We start from the raw sequence: 23,735 nt of genomic DNA, 5'->3' as shown, positions 1-23,735 counted from the left end.
TCAGCCTCGTTCAGGATAGAGCGGGAACTTCGCCGTCAACGCGCGCACGGCTTCATGCGCTTCGGTGAGCACCGCCTCATCTTCATGGTTCGTCAAGACGCGTCCAATCAAACGAGCGACTTCACGCATATCGTCTTCTTTCAATCCGCGTGTCGTCATCGCGGCCGTCCCGACTCGAATCCCGCTCGTCACGAACGGTGAGGCCGGATCGAATGGGATCGTGTTCTTGTTGACGGTGATGCCGGCCGCGTCGAGCGCATGCTCGGCCGCTTTCCCGGTGATATCGATGCCACGGAGGTCGACGAGGAGAAGGTGGTTATCCGTGCCGCCCGATACGATACGGAGTCCCTCTTCTTCTAATCCTTGCGCGAGCACTTGTGCGTTCTTGATGACTTGTGCCTGATAATCTTTGAACTCAGGTTGAAGCGCTTCTCCGAACGCCACTGCCTTCGCAGCGATGACGTGCATGAGCGGACCGCCTTGAATCCCTGGGAAGATCGACTTGTCGATCGCCTTGGCGAACTCCTCTTTACAGAGGATCATGCCGCCGCGTGGACCGCGGAGCGTCTTGTGTGTCGTCGTCGTCACGAAGTGCGCGTGCTCGACCGGGTTCGGATGAAGCCCGGCCGCGACGAGACCGGCAATATGCGCCATGTCGACCATGAGGTAAGCATCGACGCTATCGGCGATCTCACGGAACTTGGCGAAGTCGATTGTCCGCGGGTACGCCGAAGCACCAGCGACGATGAGTTTTGGTTTATGTTCTTTCGCGAGGGCTGCGACAACGTCATAATCGATGTGTTCTGTCTCTTTGTCCACACCGTATTCGACGAAATTGTATTGAACGCCTGAGAAGTTGACCGGACTTCCGTGCGTCAAATGGCCACCGTGCGACAAGTTCATGCCGAGCACCGTGTCACCGGCTTCAAGTACTGTAAAGTAAACGGCCATGTTCGCTTGGGCACCCGAATGCGGCTGCACGTTGGCATGTTCTGCACCGAACAGCTCTTTCGCACGGTCGCGGGCCAAGTTCTCGGCTACGTCGACGAACTCACAACCACCGTAGTAGCGACGGCCTGGATAACCTTCCGCGTACTTGTTCGTGAGCACGCCACCTTGCGCTTCCATGACTGCTTCTGAGACAAAATTCTCCGAGGCAATGAGTTCGATGTTCTCGCGTTGGCGACCGAGCTCGTGTTGCATCGCTTCAAACAATTCCGCATCCTGCACTTTCAACTTCGTCGTGTTTACCATGTTGAAACCCCCTCTGAATGTCTAAAAATCAACACCCCCATCGTAACATAAGCTTCTTTTTTTGGGTATCGTCTAATCAGAGGTCAAGTTGGGTATCATAATGAAGAAGACGATCAGAGGAGGATTTGTATGATTGAGACAAAACAGATCACGATTACCCCGTTTGAACGCGAGCGGACGGTTCGGATTTATACACCTGCGGATTACGACACGACGGACAAACGTTATCCTGTGCTCTATATGCATGACGGCCAGAACGTGTTCGCCGACGAGGACGCGAGCTATAAGATGAGTTGGCGCGCCGGCGAGTATGTGGACGCCTCGAAACGCGACTTGATCATCGTCGGCATTGACAGTGCCCCGGGCGAGATGCGACTCGACGAATACGGACCGTGGGAAAACCCATACATCGGTGAGAGCCTGCTCGGTCAAGACGTGACGCTCGGCGGCCAAGGGTCGGCCTACATCGAATATATCGCCCAAGAGTTAAAACCGATGATCGATGCGAACTATCGGACGAATCCGGACGAGACGGCGATGATAGGCAGTTCGATGGGCGGCTTGATCTCGATTTACGCCGCATGTGTCTATCCCGACATCTTCAAACGCGTCGCCTCGCTATCATCGGCGTTCTGGTTCAACCAGACCGAGCTTGAACAGTTAATCGAGTCGAGCGATTTGAGCGGTGTCGAACGTCTATATATGGACGTCGGTCGGAAAGAAGTCGAACAACCGTCAGCGGACGGCCCGACGAACGAGATGTATCTCGAGTCGAGCGAACGCGTCTATGCGCTCCTCCGCGACAAAGTCGACCACATCCGTTTCGAGGTCATCGAGGAAGGCGTGCATAACGAGCTCGCTTGGCGCGAACGGTTCCCGATGGTCATCTCATATTTGTTCAGTGAAGAGTTATAACGCAAAAGAAAGCCGGTCATCGCGACCGGCTTTCTTTTATTTCGCTGGATAGTGGGCCCGGGGGCCGCCAATCAGTTTCGGCCGCGTGATGGCGAACGTGACGTACGCCTCACCGAGCTGCTTCGCCGACAACCGGACCGGGATCGCGACCGGCTTCAAATGCATACCGATCAGCGTCGACCCGATATCGATCCCTGCATCCGCTTGAATCGATTCGACGACGCAAGGCGTATCGAAGCTTTCGTACGCTTTCTCCGCCATCGCCCCGCCCGCTGCGCGCACAGGGACGACCGTCACTTCTGTCAACCCGAACTGTTTCTGCGTCCGTCGTTCGACCGTGAGCGCCCGATTAATATGTTCACAGCCTTGAAAGGCGAGATGGACGCCGGTCTTGTCGCGAAACGTCAGAAACGCTTCGATGAAGTCCGACGCCACATCAATCGAGCCCGCTTTCCCAATCGTCTTACCGACGACCTCGCTCGTCGAACAACCGATGACGAGAATCTTGTCCTCATCTAACGGAAACCGTTCGTGCAACTCCGTCAATAAGTTCAAAAGTTCCGCCTTCATCGCTGTCACTTCGTTTCGTAAGCGCTCATCTTATCGACACGGTTCGAGTGGCGTCCGCCCTCGAAATCTGTATCGAGCCATGTCGCCACTAAATCGAGTGCAAGACCCGGTCCGATGACGCGCTCGCCCATCGTCATGATGTTCGAGTCGTTGTGTTGACGTGTCGCTTTCGCGCTGAACGAGTCATGGACGAGTGCCGCCCGGATGCCTTTCACTTTGTTGGCGGCAATCCCGATGCCGATCCCTGTCCCGCAAATCAAGATGCCACGGTCGAACTCACCAGCCGCGACGGCTTCAGCGACCGGAATCGCCACGTCTGGATAATCGATTGACTCGGCCGAGTGTGTCCCGAAGTCCTTATACTCGTGACCAAGCTCTTCCAATAGTCCGATGATGTCTTTTTTCAAGTTAAATCCGCCATGATCGGCGCCAATTGCGATTTTCATTCGTTCATTCCCCCGTCTTCTTTGGTAGGCGTCTCGGTGGTTTTGTCACCTTTGACCCGTCATTCGTCAATTTTAGCACAAGTCGATTCACGAGTGGTTCGAGTTCGTTTCGGACTTGGCGGTAGACGTTCATCGACCCTCCGAACGGGTCATTGATGTCGCGCTCGAGTCCGGTGACGAACTCGTATAACGTGAACGTGCGGTCGGCCAAATCCGGGTACGTGTCACGAATCTGTTCACGATGCGCCCGTGTCATCGTCAAGATGACGTCCGCCCAACGTCCGAGGACGTCGTCGAATGTCTGGGTCACGTGATCGAGCTCAATTCCTCGTTCACGCAACACTTGGAGTGCATTTTCTGAGGCGTCGAACCCTTGCATCGTCCGCAGCCCGGCCGAACGAATATCGAACTCGTCCCCCGTCACTTTCGAGCGGAGCAGGGCCATCGTCATCGGGCTTCGGCATGTGTTCCCACTACATATGAATAATACGCGTTTCATTGACATCGCGTGATCCTCCTCTATGTCCTTAAGCCTCTTCCTGTGGACGGATGACTTTACCGCCTGCCGCCTTGTAGAGGCGGTTATATACGGCAAGAGCGACTCCCGTCGGTTCAATCCGATTCACGTAAATCTCTTCTACATCCGTCTCATCAAACTTTCGCAACGCCTCATACAAACGCTGGGCCGCTGTCTCCATCGAAATACCGAGGGAGAGAGTGACGTCCGCCGGGGTCGTCGCTTCATCGAATACGAGTGCGCCAACTCGCTTGCCCGTCGCCTGTCGTGTCGTGATGACACGGACGAGGTCATCGCGTCCTCCTTCGACTAAATAAAGAGGGGCGCTCGGGGCGTAATGGGTGTACTTCATTCCTGGTGATCGTGGCGCAGCTGCTTCATCGCTCAAGTTGGCATCGAGAATGACCGGGCCGATGACCGCCTCAATCGCTTCTTTCGTCACGCCGCCCGGACGTAAAATCATCGCCGGCTCCGTCGTGCAGTCGATCACGGTCGATTCGACACCGATGCCTGTCGGTCCCCCATCCATAATACCCGCGATCCGGCCAGTCAAATCATCTGCCACGTGCCGGGCTGACGTCGGTGATGGACGTCCAGAACGGTTCGCGCTCGGTGCCGCCAGTCCAAGACCGGACGTACGAATCAATTCCAGCGCGGCCGGATGATTCGGCATTCTGAGTCCGATCGAATCAAGACCAGCCGTCACGAACGAAGACGCTCGGCCGTTCGACGGTAAGATGATGGTCAAGGCACCAGGCCAAAACGCTTCCATCAAGCGTCTGGCGACCGGCGGGATGGTTTGCGCGAAATGCTCGGCCTGTTCGACCGAGGCCACGTGGACGATGAGCGGGTTGTCCGACGGTCTTCCTTTCGCCTCGAAAATCTTTTTGATGGCGACGTCGTTCGTCGCGTCTCCGGCGAGTCCGTAGACGGTCTCCGTCGGCATGGCGATCACCTCGCCCGCCTGCAAGAGACGTACCCCTTCCTCAACTTCTGTCGGCTTGATCCATTTCGTTTCCATGCGCAATCCCTTCCCTCACGGCGTAGACGATTCGGTCTTTGCCGTTTATATCTTTTAAAATACCCGTTTCTGCTTCAGGATAACGTTCGGACAGGTACGATTTCACAACTTGTCCTTGATTATACCCGATTTCAAATGCAATCAATTGCCAATCGGCACACAAGACGCGCATCGAGTCGGCGATAATCTTCCGATAAAAATCGAGCCCGTCCGCTCCTCCGAACAAGGCGAGGTGCGGCTCATAGCCTGAGACCGTCTCATCGAGCAGTTCGTCCGCCTCGATATAGGGCGGATTCGAGACGAGCACACGAATCGAGTCGTCGGCAATCGGGGCGAGGCAATCACCTTCATGGAAGGACACGTCCGCCCCGAGCGCTGTTGCGTTCCGCTTGGCGACAGCAATCGCTTCCCGGGAAATATCGACCGTCTGGACGCGGACACCGAGTTCGAGACTGAGCGTGACGGCGATTGCCCCGCTGCCGGTCCCGATATCGACGATGTCATCATCGGCCACGTCGGTCACATGCTCAACGACCCATTCGATCAACTCTTCCGTTTCCGGACGCGGAATCAAGACGTCTCGATTGACCTCGAACATCCGCCCGTAAAACGGGGCGTGCCCAATCAAATGCTGGACCGGCTCGCCTGCGAGCAGGCGCTCGAATCCTGTTCGGAATTCAGATTCTTCATCATCTGTCAATTCGTCGGATAAACGGATGAGCAGTCCCGTCCGATCGACGTCAAGGACGTGCATGAGCCACCACTCCGCGGTCGAGGCATCGCGCCCCGCGTCAAGAAGTTCCCGCTCCGCTTGCTTCAATCTCGCGGCGATTCGCATCAATCCACGTCCTCCATGAGACGGGCCTGTTCGTCCATGACGAGGGCGTCGATGATATCCTCGAGTTCACCAGCGAGGACGCGGTCGAGCTTTTGAAGCGTGAGTCCGATGCGGTGATCGGTCACGCGGCTCTGTGGGAAGTTATACGTCCGAATCCGCTCCGAGCGGTCCCCTGTCCCGACTGCAGACTTGCGCTGCGCTGACAGTTCTTCGAGGTGTTCGCTCTGCATCTTGTCATAGAGCCGAGCCCGGAGCACTTTGAGTGCCTTATCTTTATTCTTATGTTGCGACTTCTCATCCTGACATGAGACGACGAGCCCCGAGGGAATGTGCGTCAACCGTACGGCCGATTGGGTCGTGTTGACCGACTGCCCCCCTGGTCCGGACGACGTGAACGTGTCGACACGGACGTCTTTCATATCGATATGCACTTCGACGTCTTCGGCTTCCGGCAATACCGCGACGGTCGCCGTCGATGTATGGATGCGTCCGCCCGACTCGGTCGATGGGACGCGTTGAACCCGATGCGCCCCATTCTCGAACTTCAATTTCGAGTAGGCGCCGGTCCCGTTGATTAGGAACGTCACTTCTTTGAAGCCGCCGAGTTCTGTATAGTTGGCGTCGATCAATTCGGTCTTCCAGTTCTGCCGCTCGGCGAAACGCGTGTACATTTTGTATAGGTCGACTGCGAACAGTGCCGCTTCGTCCCCACCGGCCGCTCCGCGAATCTCGACGATGACGTTCTTGTCGTCGTTCGGGTCTTTCGGCAACAGCAAGACGCGAAGTTTCGCTTCGAGCGCCTTCACTTCCGGCTCGAGGAGCGCCATCTCTTCTTTGGCGAGCTCCCGCATGTCGGCATCGAGTGTGCGGTCTTCAAGCATGAGTTTCGCTTCTTTATACGCCGTGCTCGTTTCTTTATAGTGGCGATATGCCTGTACCGTCTCCTCGAGCTGAGACTGTTCTTTTGAATATTGTCGTAATTTATTCGCATCGCTGAGCACTTCAGGGTCAGCGAGCATCTCATTTAATTGCATATAGCGTTCTTCTAATACGCTCAAACGGTCAAACATGATGATCCGTCCTTTCTCCGTCAAATCGAACTGTCTTCATTATAGCAAAAAACGAACCGCCGAGGGCGGTTCGTGGACGTCAGTCGGCCATTGTATGGCGGACTGGGCGTGGTTTATTCGGGACGTCATGACAATGGCGGCAACGCGGCTCATACGACTCCGAGGCACCGACCAAGATGACCGGATCCTCGAAACGGGCCGGTTCCCCGTCAATCAATCGTTGCGTCCGGGAAGCCGGCGCCCCGCATGACAGACAGATCGCCTGCAGTTTCGTGACGAATTCGGCACGTGACAACAGTTCCGGCATCATCGTGAACGGCTCGCCTCGGAAGTCCATGTCGAGTCCAGCGCAGATGACACGTTTGTCTTCTGACGCCAATTGTTCAATCACATCGACGATCCCTTCGTCGAAGAACTGAACCTCATCGATGGCGATGACTTGTGTCTCTTCGCGCACCGCATCGTACAAATCTTGACTCGATTGAATCGGTACGGCCACGACCGAATTGCCGCTGTGGGAAACGACGTTTTCCTCATGGTAACGGTCGTCAATCGCCGGTTTGAACACTTGGACAGGGATTTTCCCGTAATGCGCCCGACGGACACGGCGGATCAGTTCCTCCGATTTCCCAGAAAACATACTCCCACAAATCACTTCTATCCAACCGTAACGGTTCGTCACATGCATCATTCTACTTCGCCCTCTCCTTCGTTAATCGCTTTCCGATTATAACCATCTTTCGGTCACAGGAAAAGGGTTGACTTCTGACAAAAATCGGAACGGCATGCTCCCGTCCCGATTTCGCTTCATTCGTCTGCCGCTTCTTCTTTTTTATTATCGATCAAATGCAATTTTCGAGCGAGCGGTCGAATCGTCAGCCCGTGTAGTGTCACAGAAATAAAGACCAGTCCGATCGTGAGCGGTAGCATTTGCGACGCGTCGTCAATCCCGAGATGCGCCACTTCTTCTGCGAAGAAACCGGCGACTGTCATGGCGACGATGCCACGCGGGGCAATCCATCCGATGAAACCACGTTCGCTGAGCGGAAGACCGACGCCGATCGTCGATCCATAAATCGCGAGCGGACGAACGAGAAACAAAATGCCGGCAATCGTCAAAAGAAGCGGCCATTGGAAGATGTTGAGCAGTTCATCGCGTGATAGCGACGCCGTCAACAGGATGAACACCGACGAGATGAGCAAGATCGAGATATCCTCTTTAAATGATTGCAACTCCTCGATAATTTCCTCATCCCGATGTTTCGTGTTCGCCATCGTCATCCCCATCGCCGTCACGGCGAGCAGACCGACTTCGTGCATCATGAATTCACTCAATGAGAACAAGATCAAGACGGCCGTCAACGTGACCGAGGCCCGGAGATAGCGAGGGATTTTCTCACCGACAAACCAGCCCATCAACACGTGCCCGAACAAATAACCGAGACCGATGCCGACGAGACAAGCGCCCGCGAACAATAGTTGCATCCACAAGTCCATTCCTTCATAGACGATATAACCGATGCGGATGACGAACAAACCGAGGAGGGCGCCGACCGGGTCAACGATGATCCCTTCCCATTTCAAAATGGCACCGACCCGATCCTTTAAATGTGCTTGGCGCAATAACGGGATGACGACCGTTGGACCGGTGACGACGAAAAGTGCGCCCATCGTCCAAGCGACGACCCAATGGAGACCTCCGACGTATTGAATCAACAGTGAGGCCCCGACGAACGACAGCGTCACTCCGATCGTCACGATGCGGACGATGGAACGGCGAAATTGATTGATTTCACTGAAATGGAGGCCGAGGCTCCCTTCAAACAAGATGATAGCGACGGCAAAAGAAATGATCGGGCTATACAGTTCACCGAGCAGTTCTCGCGGGTCGAACAATCCGAGCATCGGCCCGGCCAGTACACCGGCGACCGTCATGACGATGATGGCCGGGATTTGATAGCGCCAGGCCAACCATTGTGACAGAATACCGACGCCAATCAATAAACTGATACTAATCAGTATGAATTCCATAAAAGCCCCCTCACGTCAGTCTTTCGTCTCTTTACCCATCAGAAGACAACAAAAAACCGCCAAGGGCAATCCCTAGGCGGTGTGCATACAAGTTGACGATTAACGTTGGTACTTCTTGTTGAAGCGCTCGATACGACCGTCTGCAGATGCGAATTTCTGGCGACCTGTGTAGAACGGGTGCGAATCAGAAGATACATCGACACGGATGAGTGGGTATTCGTTACCATCTTCCATCGTGATTGTCTCGTTAGAGTAACGAGTCGAACCAGAGATGAATTTGAACTCAGTCGTCGAGTCCATGAATACGACTTTACGGTATTCTGGGTGGATTCCTTGTTTCATTGCTTTTCAACTCCTTCGGCCCTAAGTATTCTTTCAACCTAGAGAAAGTTCACTAGAATATAATAGCACCCGGCTCACGGATTTACAAGTCTGTTTTCGTTTTTTTCACCGGGCGTCGACTCTTTTTCTTATCGGCCTCAAGCGCCGCAAAAAAGTCGAGGTTCGTTTTCGTTTCGCGGACCCGCCGCAAGAACTGATCGACGAAATCTGGCGACTCGTTCATCGTCCGTCGAATCGTCCAAAGCGAGTCGAGCTCGCCTTTGCCGAGCAGCAATTCTTCCTTGCGCGTTCCCGAACGACGGATGTCGATGGCCGGGAAGATTCGGCGTTCCGCGAGCTTCCGGTCGAGATGGAGCTCCATGTTGCCCGTCCCTTTGAACTCTTCATAGATGACGTCGTCCATGCGTGACCCTGTGTCAACGAGCGCCGTACCGAGGATCGTCAAACTGCCGCCGTCCTCGATGTTACGGGCCGCCCCGAAGAACTTCTTCGGTTTATGGAACGCGGCCGGGTCGATTCCGCCGGAGAGCGTCCGCCCGCTCGGTGGGACAGACAAGTTATACGCTCGTGTCAGACGCGTGATCGAGTCGAGCAGAATGACGACATCCTTCTTGTGTTCCACGAGACGCATCGCCCGTTCTAAGACGAGCTCTGAAATCCGGGCGTGGTTCTCCGGTGTCTCATCAAACGTCGAGTAGGCGACGTCTGCGCCCGGCACCGAGCGCTGGATGTCCGTCACTTCTTCTGGCCGCTCGTCAATCAAGAGAATGATCAACTCGACGTTCGGATGGTTCGTCGTGATCGAGTTGGCGATCTCTTTTAAAAGCGATGTCTTCCCGGCTTTCGGCGGGGCGACAATCAACCCACGCTGTCCAAATCCGACAGGCGCGATCATGTCCATGACGCGGACCGACAAGTGATTCGGCTCTGTCTCGAGCACCATCTGCTGTTCCGGGTAAATCGGCGTGAGCGCCGGGAAGTAATCCCGATTCCGAGTCGAGTCGGTCGTCTCACCGTTGACCGCTTCGACACTGAGCAGCCCTTGGAACCGTTCATTCTCTTTCGGTTTCCGGACTTTCCCCGTCACGAGGTCCCCGTTGCGAAGATTAAAGCGCCGGATTTGCGAGGCGGCGATGTAGATGTCTTCAGACGATTGAGAGTAGTTGATCGGTCGGAGGAAACCGAAGCCTCCATCATTTTGGGACTGCGGGTTTGGCGGGATGATCTCAAGGATGCCTTCGAGGAAATAAAGATCTTTCGATTCAGCCTGTGATTTTAAAATCCGAAACATGAGCTCGCGCTTGCGTGCCTCTCGATATTGGGGCACGTTCACTTCTTTCGCGATTTCATATAATTCTTTCAACGTCTTCGTCTCGAGTTCCCGAAGCGTGTAATTTTTAGCCGGTTCTGTCGTTTGACTCATTCAAGTCACCTGTCTTTCATGATTCTATATTTCAAAAATAAACGTTCAATCCTCATTCATCTAATCACAATTCTGTCGAGCCGTCACTGTTTGAAAAACGGCTTCATGACAGTCTATTCCCCTATTGTTGAAAACATAACAGTCTTTTCCCTTTCTATGTAACAAACAAGTCTCTATTCTCGCATATTGTTTCAAATATGTTACAAGAAAACCGTTTTTGTCTCGCGATTGAAAAATGCCATCGATCTTGCGCATGATATAGTTTATTTGCACAGGAAACCGGGTAATATCCGCAACTTGTGCTCGACTATTGTTTACACACATCGATCATATACAGCCACTTAGGGTTTTATTTTAAAAAACGGAGGGAAATATATTATGTTAAAGCGTTTCGCATCTATCATTGTCGCTGCCACTCTCGCTTTCTCGGGTCTTGCTTTCACAACAGGTGAACAAGCAGAAGCCGCTACTGGAACATTCGCTTACTCGAAAGTTAACGGCTTGAACATCCGCACAGCACCGTCGCTCAAATCGAAAGTCACGACAACGATGAACAAAGGCCAACGCTATACATACCTCGGTAAAGTTGGTTCGTTCTACAAAATCAACTACAAAGGGTCTCACCGTTATATCTCAGCTTCATCGACATATACGTACTTGAAGCCAAACACGAAAACAGCGACTGCGAAGAAAGTAACAACGTCTTCTACATCAAGCGCTCGTACGAAACTCGTAGCCGAGTCGAAGAAGTACCTTGGTACACCTTACCGTTACGGCGGAACGACAACTTCAGGATTTGACTGCTCAGGCTACACAGGTCATGTCTACAAAAAAGCCATCAACAAATCGATTCCACGTGATTCACGTTCGCAATACGCAAAATCGAAAAAAGTTTCGAAGTCAGCGATTCAAGCCGGCGACCTCGTGTTCTTCTCACACAACGGCCGCACGATCCAACACGTTGGAATGGCACTCAGCAAAACACAAATGATCAACTCTGAAACAGGCGGCGTTAAATACGCGAGCTTCACATCAGGTTACTGGGCACCACGTTATGTCGGTGCAGGCACGTACCTTTAATTTAAACGATCAAACGACTCGGTTCATCGGAACCGAGTCGTTTTTTTCGTCTGGACGTTTCGTAACACCGTATCCGTGCTCGTCAACACCGAGAACGTCCCATCCGTCTCCAAGACGACAGCCTCGACTTGATCGAAATCCGTCCCGCTCGATCGAATCGCCTGCAACACTTCAATCTCGAGCACCCGTTCCCGGCGCATCGTTTCCTCTAAATATGTCCCGTCATAGTAAAGCAGTGCCGGCGTCGACTTGATCAGTTGATTCACACGTTTCGAGCGGGTCGCCAATTTGGCCATGACGTATTGCATGAACACGAGCGTCGCAAACGCGGTCAGTCCGTTCAGCAGCGGCGTCTGGCGACTCGTGAGTGTCGTCGCCAAAATTGATCCGAGCGCCACGGTGACGATAAAATCGAAGGCGTTCATTTTGGCGAGTGTCCGCTTTCCGGAGACTCGCAAGATGAGGATGATCGCCAAATAGGCCCCCACCCCGGTCAGTATGATTTGTAGCATCGTTCGCAGTTGGTCCATCGTCTCCCTCCTTCTCTACTGCTGTTCCACGAAGCGCATCGATTCAATCCCTGTTCATCTTCCGTTCATCTTGATTCGCTACGATGGAGCCATCACCTTGAAGGAGTTGTTCTACGCCATGGAAAAGATTTGGAGTCTTCGTTTGATTCGCCTCGCCGCTCTGTTCGGCGTCATCGGGACGGCGCTCGGTTCGCATATGTCGGGGGCCGGCAGTTACGCCTTCCGCCCGATTCACGCCCATATCTTGCTCGCCGGTTGGTTATCGGCCTTCGCTTGGGGCGTGTTCTATCGTGTCTATTCGGTCCGAAACCAACTGCTCGTGACGATTCACGGATGGACGGCCGTGCTCGGATCGATTGGATTGACGAGCGGGATGTGGCTCTATACGATGAACCCGTTCCAATGGAATGAGACCGTCACCCTTGTCTACTTCATCGTCGGGGGCACAGTCTCATTGATCAGTTTCATTCTCTTTTTGATTGTCACGTTTATGATCGACCAGGACGAGCGGGGTTAAATCCTGCTCGTCATTTTTGTTTTAAGGCGCCGCGCGCGTTCGTCGCCGCGAACACGACCATGATGACGCTCATCGCTCCGGCGACGGCGAGTCCAGCCGATAACGCGCTCCAATCGATTGTCGGTTGCGTCAAGACGGCGCGCATCCCTTCAAAGATGTACGTCGTCGGATTGAACGTCGCCGCTACTTTCAGCCACTCGGCCTCAATCAACTCTTTCGGGACGAACGTCGTCGATAAGAAGATGAGCGGGAAGAATAAGAGCGTACCGGCCTGTGCGGCCTGAGCGTTCCGTGTTTTCAGCGCGACACCGACCGAATACCCGGCAAAGCCAAGACCGAACCCGATGGCGAGCAACACCGTGAACAAAAAGCCAGGCAGACCGACCGGAATCGACAAGCCGAGCAAGAACGCGACGCCGAAAATGAGGAGTGTCTGAACGAGCAGTTGCAACATGCCGGCAATCATCGGTCCGAGCACAATCGCCGTCCGCGTCGCTGGCGTGAGGAGCAACCGGGCGAAGTACCCGCTCTCGATATCACGGACGAGCGCTTGTCCCGTCCCACCGGCCCCACCGACCGCCCCTGAGACGATGGAGACGGGCAAGATGAAGTTCAAATAGGCGCTCCCATCAAACTGAGGAAGCGACGCGACACTCGACAGTCCGCTCGTGTAAACCAGTAAGAAGAAGACAGAGATGATCAAGTTCGGGATGAACGAGAACGGATTTCGAATCGTCGTGACGAGACTCCGTTTCGTGAAGAGCCATGTCTCAGTCCACATCGGGCACACCTCCTTCGTATGATTCCCCGGTCACTTTCAAAAAGACGTCGTCGAGTGACGGCTGTTTCACGGTCAGACGTTCCGGTTGAAGCGAACGCTCATCGAGTTGGCGCACGACTTCCATCAACGTATGGTCGATGAGCTCGAACGCTACGTGTTGCCCGGTCGCCGCATGACCGAACAGCGCAGCGGCTGCGGCCGCCTCTTGATCGCTGTGAAACGTCATCGCAATCGTCTCGCCGCCGACGAGTCGTTTCAACGCTTCAGCCGTCCCTTCATTGACGATTTTTCCATGATGAATGATGGCAATCCGGTCGGCCAGTTCATCCGCTTCTTCTAAGTACTGGGTCGTCAAAAAAATCGTCGTGCCGAACTCCTCGTTGAGCCGTCGAACCTCGTTCCAAATCTCGATACGGCTCGCGGGATCGAGCCCGGTCGTCGGTTCATCTAAAAACAAGACGGTCGGGCGATGGACGAGCGTGAGCGCCAAATCGAGACGGCGCCGCATCCCGCCCGAATACGTGCCGCTTCTCCGGTCGGCCGCCTCGGTGAGCGAGACGACACGGAGCAGTTCCTCGGCGCGCGTCTCCGCCTCTTGTTTGGTCATCTTGAACAACCGGCCTTGCAGGACAAGCAGTTCCCGCCCGGTCAATACTTTGTCGATCCCGGTCTCTTGCAGGGCGACACCGATGGACAACCGGACGTCTTTCTCTTGTTTGACGACATCGAATCCGTTCACCCGCGCCTTCCCTTCGGTCGGCCGGACGAGCGTCGTGAACATTTGCACGGTCGTCGACTTCCCGGCCCCGTTCGGCCCTAAAATGCGAAGATTTCCCCTTCCTGAACCGAGAACGAGATGCCATCGACGGCAGGGACATCTCCGTACGTCTTGACGAGTGACTCCACTTCAATCATCCTCACACACCTCCTGCCCTTCCTTTCCCGTTCTGCGTGCATTATAAATATGTAGGAACACATCAAAAAAGCCGCGGACATCACGTCCGCGACTCGAGAGAATTAAGGTTTCATGACCATTTTCGGTTTTTTCTTCAAGGAGTGGATGCCTTCGACGAAGCGGACCGTCCCCGACTTGGCACGCATGACGACCGAATGTGTCTGACCGCCCTGTCCGGTGAACTGAACGCCGCGGAGAAGCTCCCCGTCTGTCACGCCCGTCGCCGCGAAGATGCAGTCTTCGCCTTTGACGAGGTCGTCTAGAAGCAAAATCCGGCCCGTGTCGGCGATGCCCATGTCTTGGCAACGCTTCTCTTGGGCTTCGTCTTCAGGAAGCAGACGGCCTTGGAAATCACCGCCGAGGCACTTCATCGCGACGGCCGCGATGACACCTTCCGGCGCTCCGCCCGAACCGAGCAACAAATCGACCCCCGTTTTCGGGAACGCCGTGTTGATGGCCGCGGCCACGTCACCGTCTGGAATCAACTTGATGCGAGCACCCGTCGCCCGAACGCGTTGAATCATCTCTTCGTGACGGTCACGATGTAAAATCGTCACGACGACGTCTTCGACGTTCTTGTTCTTCGCCTTGGCGACGATGGCGATATTTTCTTCAATCGAATTATCGAGACTAATCAATCCGGCCGCTTCCGGACCTACAGCAATCTTGTCCATATACATGTCCGGCGCGTGCAGCAAATCACCGGCATCGGCGACAGCGAGGACGGCGAGCGCTCCCCACGTCCCCGTCGCGACGATGCTCGTCCCTTCGAGCGGGTCGACGGCGACGTCGAGGCGTGAGCCGTAGCCGTTCCCGACTTTTTCACCGATATAGAGCATCGGCGCCTCATCCATCTCACCTTCACCGATGACGACGACCCCTTTCATCGGGATCGTATCGAACACTTCACGCATCGCGGTCGTCGCCGCGTCGTCCGCTTCTTCTTTCAAGCCTTTACCCATCCAGCGAGCCGAAGATAGCGCTGCCGCTTCTGTGACTCGGACCAATTCCATTGATAAACTACGTTCCACCCGAATTCTCCCCTTTGTTACTCGGACACCTCATCGACCCAGGCGAGGGCGCCGAGTTGTTTTAGTTTGCCGACGAAATCGACATAAGAATCGTTCAATTTTTCCGCATGGATCACCGTGGATTCGCCACTCGCCTGAAGTCCTGCCAAGACGAGTGCCGCCCCGCTCCTCGCGTCCGCACATTCCATCTCCGCATTGGCGAGCGTCGACCCACCACGGATGACGGCCGAAGCGTCCTCGAGCGTGATCTGTGCGTTCATCCGTCGCATTTCCGCGATATGGCGGAAGCGTTGGGCGTACAGTTTATCCGTGACGACACTCGTTCCGTTCGCCTTTAGGAGCGCGGCCGACATGATCGGTTGCAGGTCGGTCGGATATCCCGAATAGTGGAAGACGCGAATATCGATCGGACGGAAGGCGTTCGCCCGCACCGTGATCGATTCTTCGTCCACTTCGACTTCAGCCCCGTAATCCATCAACTTTTGGATGACGCCTTCTAAGTGGGTCGGGATGACGTTTCGTACCGTCACTTCCCCTGCCACAGCACCAAAAATCATAAATGTCCCGGCCTCTAAGCGGTCAGGAATGAGCGTATGCGTACAGCCGTGTAATTTGTCGACCCCTTTAATGCGAATCTCATCGGTCCCTGCCCCGATGACATGTGCCCCCATCGAAGTGAGCATCGTCGCGACGTCGACAATTTCCGGGTCGATGGCCGCGTTCTCGATGACGGTCGTCCCCTCAGCGAGCACGGCAGCGAGCATGGCGCTCACCGTCGCCCCGAACGAGCGAAGGTCGAGATAAATCCGATTCCCTTCCAACTTTTCGGCGTTCACATGATAGAGTCCCGATTCGTTCTCGACTTTAATCCCGAGACGTTCGAGTGCTTTCAAATGTAAATCGATCGGTCGTGGACCAATCGCATATCCACCGGGAAGCCCGACGGCCCCTTTCCCAAAACGAGCCGCAAACACCCCGAGCAAATAGACAGCGGCTCGGACTTTACGCGTTTCTGAGCCGAGTAGCGGCATGGCGACAGCGTCTTTCGCATGAAGCGTCATCCGCTCCCCGTCCCGTTCAATCGCGACCCCGAGTTCTTGTAATAGACTGAGCATCACTTCGACGTCCTCGATCACGGGGACGTTTTCAATCGTCACCGGTTCTTCCGTCAACAGTGCTGCGACGAGACAAGGCAAAGCGCTCTGTTTGGCACCGCTAATGTCAACTGTTCCTTCAAGCTTTTGCTGTCCTACGATATGGAGAATTTCCACGATGATCAAACCTTTCTGCGACAAACTTATTTGGATTGAGCGTTGTTCCAATCCGCTAAGAATTGCTCGATCCCTTTGTCAGTGAGCGGATGTTTCATCATCTGTTCGATGACTTTATATGGTACCGTGGCGATGTCGGCTCCAAGGAGGGCCGCCTTCGTCACGTGAACCGGATGGCGAACGGAAGCCGCGATGATTTCCGTCTCGATCCCATGAATGGCAAAGATATTGGCAATCGTCTCGACAAGGTCGAGGCCATCTTGACCGATATCGTCGAGGCGACCGATGAATGGCGAGACGTATGACGCGCCGGCCCGAGCCGCGAGTAACGCTTGGTTGGCGTTAAAGATGAGCGTCACGTTCGTCTTGATGCCGAGCTGTGAAAACGTATTGACCGCTTCCATCCCTGCTGGCGTCATCGGTACCTTGACAGTAATATTCGGCGCGATGGCCGCAAGTTCCTTTCCTTCTTCCACCATACCCGCTGCGTCGAGCGCAATAACTTCCGCGCTGACTGAGAGATCCCCGACGATCTCACAGATTTCGCGTAGCCGTGTATGGAAATCGACGCCTTCTTTGGCGACGAGCGATGGATTCGTCGTCACGCCCCCGATGACGCCCATCTGATGAGCTTTCTTGATGTCTTCCACGTTTGCCGTGTCAATGAAAAAACGCATGTACAATTCCTCCTCGAATGGTGTTGTGATCGCTTACACTTCTTATTATGAGGAAATTGTCATGGAATTGCTACACCCTTTACGTGAAGGCGGCAATAGCGAGCATCGATCCGATGAGTAAACCAACGCCAACAAGCGTCCCCACTGCCGTCCATCGTTTCACGTTTTTTTGTTTTGTCTCATACGCTTGATACGGCCCTTTCTTCAAGCGCTCCGATCCATGCGTCTCGACCCAAAGTCCGACCGCGGTCTCTTCGTCGGTCACGAGGTTGCCTGTATACGTGAACGGGATGATTTCTTCGGGTCGACGGAGCATGTCGAACCGCTCCCGCCGTGTCGCGATGTTCGCCCCGATCCAGTAGAGCCGTTTCGGTGTATAGAAAACTGGCACGCTATCTCCGATAAAATACTGAATCCACTGTTCGAACGCGTCGAGATCGCGTTGGTCGAACAAGATTTCCATTGAATCCTCCTCGGTCATGATGGCGAGCATCGGGCACAACTCGATCGTCCGTCGTCTATAGGGATGCGGCATGGCCGCTTCTGTCTTTCGGACGATGGCCGGGAAGAAGACGACTTGCTTGATCGCATCGAGCGGGAACGATTGCTCGACTGACTCACCTGGCTCGTGCCGATACGTCGTCCCCTCAATATGTGTCGCGGTCACTTCATAGTGCGATTGGTGCCGCTCTTTCCAGAACAGCTGGCGAAACAGTTGCAAGAACCGATACACACCGTAACCGCCGAGTGCAGTGAGTGACAACAGCGGAATCAACCACGGTTTCGGATTCATGAGGATGAGAATGACCGGAAGCGCGGCAAAGGCCAACGTCATACCAATTATAATGATGGGACCGACGATATAAAAAATGCGCCAAAATGATTCTGTCGAACGTTCTTGATACTTCATGCAAACTCCCCCTTTTCATCTATATACGGTACCCTACCGCTTATGTTTCAATAAAAAAAGCCGGTTCTCACAGGGAGAACCGACTGATGTGACAGGATTATGCTTGGTTGCTTGAACCGAACTCACGCATTTTGCCAGTAACGACGTTGTAGATCGCTTCGACACCAGGGCCGATGACTTTACGTGGGTCATACACTTTCGAGTCCGTGTTGAGCTTCTCACGTACGGCACGAGTCCATTCTTGTTGGCACTCTGTGTTAACGTTGATTTTGCTGTGACCGAGCTCGATTGCTTTTTTGATTTGGTGCTCAGGAATACCTGAACCGCCGTGAAGAACGAGTGGAGTTTTAGTCGCTTCTGCGATTTCTTCCATCTCTTTGAAGCCGAGTTTTGGCTCGCCTTGGTATTCTCCGTGTACAGAACCGAGTGCTGCCGCAAGAGCGTCAACTTTCGCTTCTTTAACGACACGTACACACTCGTCGAGATCAGCGTATTGTACGCCGCCGACAACGCCGTCTTCTTCGCCGCCGACTGTGCCGACTTCCGCTTCAACTGAAGCGCCTTTAGCGTGTGCATATTCAACGACTTGTTTCGTCATTTCGATGTTCTCATCAATCGGGTGGTGTGAACCGTCGATCATAACAGACGTGAAACCAGCGTCGATCGCTGCTTTACACTTGTCGAAAGATGAACCGTGGTCGAGGTGGATTGCAACTGGAACAGTGATGTTGTAGTCGTGCATGAGACCTTCAGTCATTTTAACAACTGTTGTGAAGCCACCCATGTACTTCGCTGCACCTTCTGATACACCGAGGATAACTGGTGATTTCTCGTCTTCCGCAGCGCGAAGAATCGCTTGCGTCCACTCGAGGTTGTTGATGTTGAATTGGCCGACTGCATACTTGCCTTCGAATGCTTTGTTAAGCATTTCTGTCATTGATACTAATGGCATAATGACATCCTCCTGTCTGTTCGCTATTGTGCACTATGGGAAAAGTGCTCCCGTGCAATTCGTTCCCATTATAACACACGTCGAAACGTGTGCCTATGCTATTCGAGCATAGAAATGGCTCTGCGCAAGCGTTTACATATGTCATCTTCGTGACGAATCACTAGATTTTTAGGACTTCTTTCACTTTTTCACTCATGCCATAAATATCGAACGGCTTTTCAAATTGCGCGGTGATGCCCAGGCGTTGCACTTCTTCGAGTGTCGATTTCTCGCCGAACGCGGTCATAATCATGACCGGGGTATCAATGTCTCGTTGACGCATGTTTCGGAGCACCTCATGGCCGAACATGCGCGGCATGTTCATATCGAGCAATACTAAATCATATCCGTTCTGTTCAAGCTTTTCCCAAGCGCTCAGTCCGTCATTCGCCGTGTCGACCTCAATGCCGAGGTTTTGGAACACCTGCGCCAACATCAACCGAATCCCGTCTTGGTCGTCTGCGATCAACATCCGTGACATCCATCTACCTTCTCTCCATATTTTGCAATACTCTAACCATACCAAATCCAATTTCATTTGGCGACGCGACTATTTTGAAATCAAGGCAACGGTATCGCTACCGGTTCATCGGTCTGTTCGTCCTTCAGCTGGGCCGGCACTTTCGACTCGGCTACCGGTTCGTACGCGGTCACCCGTCCCTCATCTTTGACATATACTTTCAAAAAATCACCTTCAGCCAAGCGCGTCGGGTCCTGGAACGTAATCGGGCGTTTCTTTCCATCTTCGTCATAGCCGATCATCTCATACGTGTATGTCGTTCCTCGGTCAATCACTTCCGCACTCGGTACTTTCGCGTAGTAGACGTCGGCGAACAGCCGGTCTGTATCGATAAACCGCCATCCGAGAATCAAGACGAAAACGACACCACCGATTGCAAATACTCGTTTCATCGTAACTCTCCCGCCTTTCCCATTTCCATCTTTTTCAATACCATTGTCTACCTATTTCTAAACACCCGGTACGTTGATATACTGAACACATGACTCGAATAGGAGCGAACTTATGAAACAATATTTGATGTATGTGGTATTCGTCGTGGGGATTGGAAGCATGGTCGCACTTGTGGTGAACGTCTTCGGGGAAGACCAAGAAGAGACACCGCTCGCCGCGGCCATCGAGACCGATCTCGAGGAATTGCCGGAGACGTTCGCCGTCTTGTCCGAGACGTTCGATGAACCTATCGCAGACGGTGACATCGCCCGCATCAAAAAGCTGGCTTCTAACCCGGACCTCGACGAAGCGGCCGTGCACGCGCTCGGCACAATCGATGTGATCTTCGAAGGACGACCGACCACGCTGACACTCGAAACAGAAGTGTACCGTGAGGACGGTACGTATCTTTATCTCTATTTGTTCGGTGAACCAGACGTCGTCAAGGCGCTCGACGAACGCATCATGGCGTATTATGAAGAACTGGGCATATGAAAAGGAACCTCGCCGCGGCGAGGTTCCTTTTGGTTCATTTCATTATTCAACCGTCACGGGGACAACGGCGAGGTCAATCTCTTTCTCGACTTCGGCCCGCTCTTCAGCGAGACGAGCATCCGACCATTTGAAGACGTCAGCCATGCAACGGAGCACGCCATCTTTATGGTCGCGGACGAAATCGATGTCGAAGAACATCGCCCCGGTCCGGCGGACGAGGAAGTCGATGGCCCGAACGACCGACTCTTCTTCGATGCCGTACATGAGTTGTGCATAGACGTACTCTGGAAGGTCGTACGCGTTCGAGTCCATCCGCTCGATGACACGATCGATGTTCGATCCGTATAGACGAACGAGCTGCTCGGCTTTGACGTCATCGAGACCAAGGTTTTTCAGTTCAGCCTTCTTCTTCGTCAAGAAGTCATCGAACCCTTTCGAGCCACCGACATGGCCGCCCGACATCGGCATATGCTTCGTACGCGAGGCGAGGAAGACGATACCTTCTTCTTGTTTGAGCAGTTTCGCCACTAAATCGACGACTGTCTCTGACATCTTGCGGTAACCCGTCAACTTCCCGCCGGCAATCGTAATCAAACCGCTCTCTGACTGCCAGACCTCATCTTTACGTGAAATCTCAGACGGGTCTTTGCCTTCTTCATAGATGAGCGGACGAATCCCGGCCCAGCTCGACTCGACGTCGTCTGCCGTCACATTGACATCTGGGAACATATAGTGAATCGCCTCTAAAATATAGTCGCGATCCTCGGTCGTCATACGTGGGTGAGCCTTATCCTTATCGAAGAACGTGTCCGTCGTCCCGACGTACGCCTTGCCGTCACGTGGAATCGCGAATACCATCCGTCCGTCCGGTGTATCGAAGTAAATCGCTTGCTTGAGCGGGAATTTCGATTGGTCGATGACGAGGTGAATCCCTTTCGTCAAGCGGAGCATCTTCCCTTTGTTCGAGCCGTCCTGCTCGCGGAGCACGTCGACCCAAGGTCCGGTCGCATTGATGACTTTCTTCGCATAGACCTCATACGTCTTGCCGTCGATTTGGTCCTCGACGTGCACGCCGACGACTTTGCCTTGCTCATAGATGAGACCGGTCACTTTCGAGTAGTTCATTAAGAGGGCACCGTGATTGGCCGCCTCTTTCGCAACTTCAATCGTCATCCGAGCGTCATCCGTCCGATATTCGACGTAATATCCGCCACCGACAAGACCGTCTTTTTTTACGAGTGGTGCTTTTTGAATGACTTCATCCGGTTTCAACATCACGCGGCGCTCTGCGCGTTTGACGCCGGCCAAGAAGTCGTACACCATCAAGCCGACCGCGGTCGAAAGTGGTCCGAACGTGCCGCCCTTATGCATCGGCAACAGCATGCGCTCCGGTGTCGTGACGTGTGGCCCGTTCTCATAGACGATTGCCCGCTCTTTACCGACTTCGGCGACGAGTGCGACTTCGAACTGTTTCAAATAACGTAAACCTCCGTGGACGAGTTTCGTCGAGCGGCTCGACGTTCCGGCCGCGAAGTCTTGCATCTCGAGTACGGCCGTCTTCATCCCACGGGATGCGGCATCGAGCGCAATCCCGGCACCAGTGATGCCTCCGCCGACGACGAGAATATCATGGCGTTCCCCCGTCAATTGTTCGTATCGTTTGGCACGTTCTTTCGCTGAGAAATTTCTAATTTCCATCTTGTCCCCTCCTATAATGAATCCGGTCAGATGTATATGAAAAGAGACCACAACAAAACAAGGCTTCGCCCCCCATGTCGTGGTCTCTCTATAGTCTCCAACCGATTATCAACTTTTCTCCTGTATTATACCCTATTCTCACGTCTTCAACCATCGACCCGCTCACCAAGTGTGCAACGTGCTCCTCAGAAAGCGTCCTGCTCGCAATTTCGAAAAGAGACGACTAGACTTCAAGGTATCACCAACAAGGAGGAGTTTTTATGAAACGCATGTTACAACCTTTCCAATTCAAAAACGGCGTCGAGATCCACAATCGGCTCGTCCTCGCGCCGATGACGCACTATTCGTCTGAACCGACGGGTGAAGTGTCAGAGCACGAACTCGCCTACTACCGGAAGCGGGCCAAGAACGTCGGACTCGCCATCACGGCATGTGCTTACGTGACCGAGGACGGCAAAGGGTTCCCGAACGCTTTCGGTGTGAACGACGACAAGTTCATTCCAGGGCTGCGCCAGCTCGCCGAAAGTCTAAAAGCGGAAGGCGCGAAAGCGATTCTTCAAATCTTCCATGCAGGACGCATGTCTCCTCCGGAACTCGTACCGAACGAACAACCGGTAAGCGCAAGTGCCGTCGCACCGGTCCGTGAAGGGGCCGCCACTCCACGTGCCCTCGAGACCGAGGAAGTCGAAGCCATCATCGAGGCGTTCGGCGATGCGACACGTCGTGCCATCGAGGCCGGCTTTGACGGCGTCGAGATTCATGGGGCGAACACATACTTGATTCAGCAGTTCTTCTCACCCCACTCGAACCGACGCGACGACCGCTTCGGCGGCGACGTGAACGCACGTCTCACATTCCCGCGTGAAGTCATCCGCTCGGTGAAAAGTGCGGCCGAAGGCACAGACGACTTCTTGATCGGTTACCGCTTCTCACCGGAAGAAGTCGAGGAGCCGGGTATCACGCTCGACGATACGGACGTATTAATCGATATGTTGCTCGAAGAAAACCTCGATTACCTCCACGCCTCGCTCTGGAACTTCAACATCGGTTCAATGCGGAACGAGAACGTGACGGAGCGGTCGATTGATCGCATCGCCAAACGCATCAACGGTGCCATCCCGCTCATCGGAGTCGGACAGCTCCAGCGCCCAGGTCAAGTCGAAGACGCACTGAACGTCATCGACCTCGCCGCGCTAGGCCGCGAACTCATCATCGACCCGGATTGGCTCGAGAAAGTGAAAGACGACCGAGAAGACGAAATCGAGACCGAACTCGACTTGAACAAGCAAGCCGAACTCGCCGTACCGGCTCCGCTCTGGAACGCCATCACGACACGCGCCGGCTGGTTCCCAATCAAAGACCAAGCCGTCAAATAAGCCTTCAACCGCAGACTTCATGTCTGCGGTTTTTTTGTGGTTTG

The 23,735-nt window shown here is 54.0% G+C and carries 27 protein-coding genes; 5 read left to right on the top strand and 22 right to left on the bottom strand.

What is annotated here, in order from left to right; genetic code table 11:
- Entirely contained in the window at positions 1–1,254 is a 1,254-nt protein-coding gene (gene glyA, locus FED52_RS02210) for a serine hydroxymethyltransferase (protein ID WP_138858774.1), read from the bottom strand.
- Between the two features lie 129 nt (positions 1,255–1,383).
- Between glyA and FED52_RS02205 the strand changes: the two genes are divergently transcribed.
- Complete coding sequence (locus FED52_RS02205; RefSeq protein WP_138858773.1) at positions 1,384–2,169, top strand: alpha/beta hydrolase; 786 nt, start codon at positions 1,384–1,386, stop codon at positions 2,167–2,169.
- A gap of 36 nt (positions 2,170–2,205) precedes the next feature.
- Here the strand turns inward: FED52_RS02205 and FED52_RS02200 are convergent, their stop codons facing one another.
- From FED52_RS02200 to rho, 10 genes are all read right to left on the bottom strand, one after another.
- Positions 2,206–2,748, bottom strand: a complete 543-nt coding sequence (locus tag FED52_RS02200; RefSeq protein WP_138858772.1) for a TIGR01440 family protein — start codon at positions 2,746–2,748, stop codon at positions 2,206–2,208.
- Positions 2,745–3,185: a ribose 5-phosphate isomerase B gene (rpiB, locus tag FED52_RS02195; RefSeq protein WP_021066115.1), complete on the bottom strand. Its 441-nt coding sequence runs from the start codon at positions 3,183–3,185 to the stop codon at positions 2,745–2,747. Before rpiB ends, FED52_RS02200 begins: the two co-directional genes overlap by 4 nt.
- A gap of 4 nt (positions 3,186–3,189) precedes the next feature.
- Positions 3,190–3,690 carry a low molecular weight protein arginine phosphatase gene (locus FED52_RS02190; RefSeq protein WP_138858771.1) on the bottom strand — a complete coding sequence of 167 codons (501 nt, stop codon included), beginning with the start codon at positions 3,688–3,690 and terminating at the stop codon, positions 3,190–3,192.
- A 22-nt stretch (positions 3,691–3,712) separates the two neighbouring features.
- The gene (locus FED52_RS02185; RefSeq protein ID WP_138858770.1) at positions 3,713–4,723 is read right to left on the bottom strand and encodes an L-threonylcarbamoyladenylate synthase; all 1,011 of its coding nucleotides are present in this window, start codon (positions 4,721–4,723) and stop codon (positions 3,713–3,715) included.
- Entirely contained in the window at positions 4,689–5,561 is an 873-nt protein-coding gene (prmC, locus tag FED52_RS02180) for a peptide chain release factor N(5)-glutamine methyltransferase (RefSeq protein ID WP_138860258.1), read from the bottom strand. Before prmC ends, FED52_RS02185 begins: the two co-directional genes overlap by 35 nt.
- Positions 5,561–6,631, bottom strand: a complete 1,071-nt coding sequence (gene prfA / locus FED52_RS02175) for a peptide chain release factor 1 (protein WP_034780138.1) — start codon at positions 6,629–6,631, stop codon at positions 5,561–5,563. Before prfA ends, prmC begins: the two co-directional genes overlap by 1 nt.
- Positions 6,632–6,710: 79 nt before the next feature.
- Positions 6,711–7,322, bottom strand: a complete 612-nt coding sequence (locus FED52_RS02170) for a thymidine kinase (RefSeq protein ID WP_138858769.1) — start codon at positions 7,320–7,322, stop codon at positions 6,711–6,713.
- A gap of 116 nt (positions 7,323–7,438) precedes the next feature.
- A complete protein-coding gene (locus FED52_RS02165) occupies positions 7,439–8,662 on the bottom strand; it encodes a cation:proton antiporter (RefSeq protein WP_034779247.1) in 1,224 nt (407 codons plus the stop codon).
- Between the two features lie 99 nt (positions 8,663–8,761).
- Entirely contained in the window at positions 8,762–9,004 is a 243-nt protein-coding gene (locus FED52_RS02160; RefSeq protein WP_021066109.1) for a type B 50S ribosomal protein L31, read from the bottom strand.
- Between the two features lie 82 nt (positions 9,005–9,086).
- The gene (gene rho, locus FED52_RS02155) at positions 9,087–10,427 is read right to left on the bottom strand and encodes a transcription termination factor Rho (RefSeq protein ID WP_021066108.1); all 1,341 of its coding nucleotides are present in this window, start codon (positions 10,425–10,427) and stop codon (positions 9,087–9,089) included.
- Between the two features lie 378 nt (positions 10,428–10,805).
- On the opposite strand from rho, the gene FED52_RS02150 reads away from it, so the two are divergent.
- Complete coding sequence (locus tag FED52_RS02150; protein WP_138858768.1) at positions 10,806–11,507, top strand: C40 family peptidase; 702 nt, start codon at positions 10,806–10,808, stop codon at positions 11,505–11,507.
- 23 nt (positions 11,508–11,530) lie between these two features.
- Here the strand turns inward: FED52_RS02150 and FED52_RS02145 are convergent, their stop codons facing one another.
- Entirely contained in the window at positions 11,531–12,037 is a 507-nt protein-coding gene (locus tag FED52_RS02145; protein WP_138858767.1) for a DUF421 domain-containing protein, read from the bottom strand.
- Between the two features lie 118 nt (positions 12,038–12,155).
- On the opposite strand from FED52_RS02145, the gene FED52_RS02140 reads away from it, so the two are divergent.
- Entirely contained in the window at positions 12,156–12,554 is a 399-nt protein-coding gene (locus FED52_RS02140; RefSeq protein ID WP_138858766.1) for a hypothetical protein, read from the top strand.
- Positions 12,555–12,564: 10 nt separating this feature from the next.
- Here the strand turns inward: FED52_RS02140 and FED52_RS02135 are convergent, their stop codons facing one another.
- The 9 genes from FED52_RS02135 to FED52_RS02095 all read right to left on the bottom strand — a co-directional run bounded on the left by FED52_RS02135 (position 12,565) and on the right by FED52_RS02095 (position 20,082).
- On the bottom strand, positions 12,565–13,335 hold the full coding sequence (locus FED52_RS02135) for an ABC transporter permease (RefSeq protein WP_138858765.1): 771 nt from the start codon (positions 13,333–13,335) through the stop codon (positions 12,565–12,567).
- The gene (locus tag FED52_RS02130; protein WP_240731329.1) at positions 13,325–14,116 is read right to left on the bottom strand and encodes an ATP-binding cassette domain-containing protein; all 792 of its coding nucleotides are present in this window, start codon (positions 14,114–14,116) and stop codon (positions 13,325–13,327) included. Before FED52_RS02130 ends, FED52_RS02135 begins: the two co-directional genes overlap by 11 nt.
- Positions 14,117–14,352: 236 nt before the next feature.
- Positions 14,353–15,321, bottom strand: a complete 969-nt coding sequence (gene glpX, locus FED52_RS02125) for a class II fructose-bisphosphatase (RefSeq protein WP_029594665.1) — start codon at positions 15,319–15,321, stop codon at positions 14,353–14,355.
- A 17-nt stretch (positions 15,322–15,338) separates the two neighbouring features.
- Positions 15,339–16,592, bottom strand: coding sequence for a UDP-N-acetylglucosamine 1-carboxyvinyltransferase (gene murA / locus FED52_RS02120; RefSeq protein WP_138858764.1), 1,254 nt, complete (start codon positions 16,590–16,592; stop codon positions 15,339–15,341).
- Positions 16,593–16,618: 26 nt separating this feature from the next.
- The gene (gene fsa, locus FED52_RS02115; RefSeq protein ID WP_128123504.1) at positions 16,619–17,269 is read right to left on the bottom strand and encodes a fructose-6-phosphate aldolase; all 651 of its coding nucleotides are present in this window, start codon (positions 17,267–17,269) and stop codon (positions 16,619–16,621) included.
- Between the two features lie 79 nt (positions 17,270–17,348).
- A complete protein-coding gene (locus FED52_RS02110) occupies positions 17,349–18,179 on the bottom strand; it encodes a hypothetical protein (RefSeq protein WP_138858763.1) in 831 nt (276 codons plus the stop codon).
- A 97-nt stretch (positions 18,180–18,276) separates the two neighbouring features.
- On the bottom strand, positions 18,277–19,131 hold the full coding sequence (gene fba / locus FED52_RS02105) for a class II fructose-1,6-bisphosphate aldolase (RefSeq protein WP_138858762.1): 855 nt from the start codon (positions 19,129–19,131) through the stop codon (positions 18,277–18,279).
- Positions 19,132–19,291: 160 nt separating this feature from the next.
- Positions 19,292–19,651 (bottom strand): response regulator, encoded by a 360-nt coding sequence (locus tag FED52_RS02100; RefSeq protein WP_240731285.1) that lies wholly within the window; start codon positions 19,649–19,651, stop codon positions 19,292–19,294.
- Positions 19,652–19,731: 80 nt separating this feature from the next.
- Positions 19,732–20,082, bottom strand: coding sequence for a YxeA family protein (locus FED52_RS02095; RefSeq protein ID WP_138858761.1), 351 nt, complete (start codon positions 20,080–20,082; stop codon positions 19,732–19,734).
- 112 nt (positions 20,083–20,194) lie between these two features.
- On the opposite strand from FED52_RS02095, the gene FED52_RS02090 reads away from it, so the two are divergent.
- A complete protein-coding gene (locus tag FED52_RS02090; RefSeq protein WP_138858760.1) occupies positions 20,195–20,617 on the top strand; it encodes a hypothetical protein in 423 nt (140 codons plus the stop codon).
- 42 nt (positions 20,618–20,659) lie between these two features.
- Here the strand turns inward: FED52_RS02090 and FED52_RS02085 are convergent, their stop codons facing one another.
- Entirely contained in the window at positions 20,660–22,315 is a 1,656-nt protein-coding gene (locus FED52_RS02085; RefSeq protein WP_138858759.1) for a glycerol-3-phosphate dehydrogenase/oxidase, read from the bottom strand.
- 260 nt (positions 22,316–22,575) lie between these two features.
- Here FED52_RS02085 and FED52_RS02080 point away from each other — a divergent pair, with 260 nt between their 5' ends.
- Positions 22,576–23,691 (top strand): NADH-dependent flavin oxidoreductase, encoded by a 1,116-nt coding sequence (locus FED52_RS02080; protein ID WP_138858758.1) that lies wholly within the window; start codon positions 22,576–22,578, stop codon positions 23,689–23,691.
- The last annotated feature ends 44 nt before the right edge of the window (positions 23,692–23,735 follow it).

The organism is Exiguobacterium mexicanum, from assembly GCF_005960665.1.
Lineage (GTDB): Bacteria > Bacillota > Bacilli > Exiguobacteriales > Exiguobacteriaceae > Exiguobacterium > Exiguobacterium mexicanum_A.
This window is presented reverse-complemented; position numbering and strand designations above follow the sequence as displayed.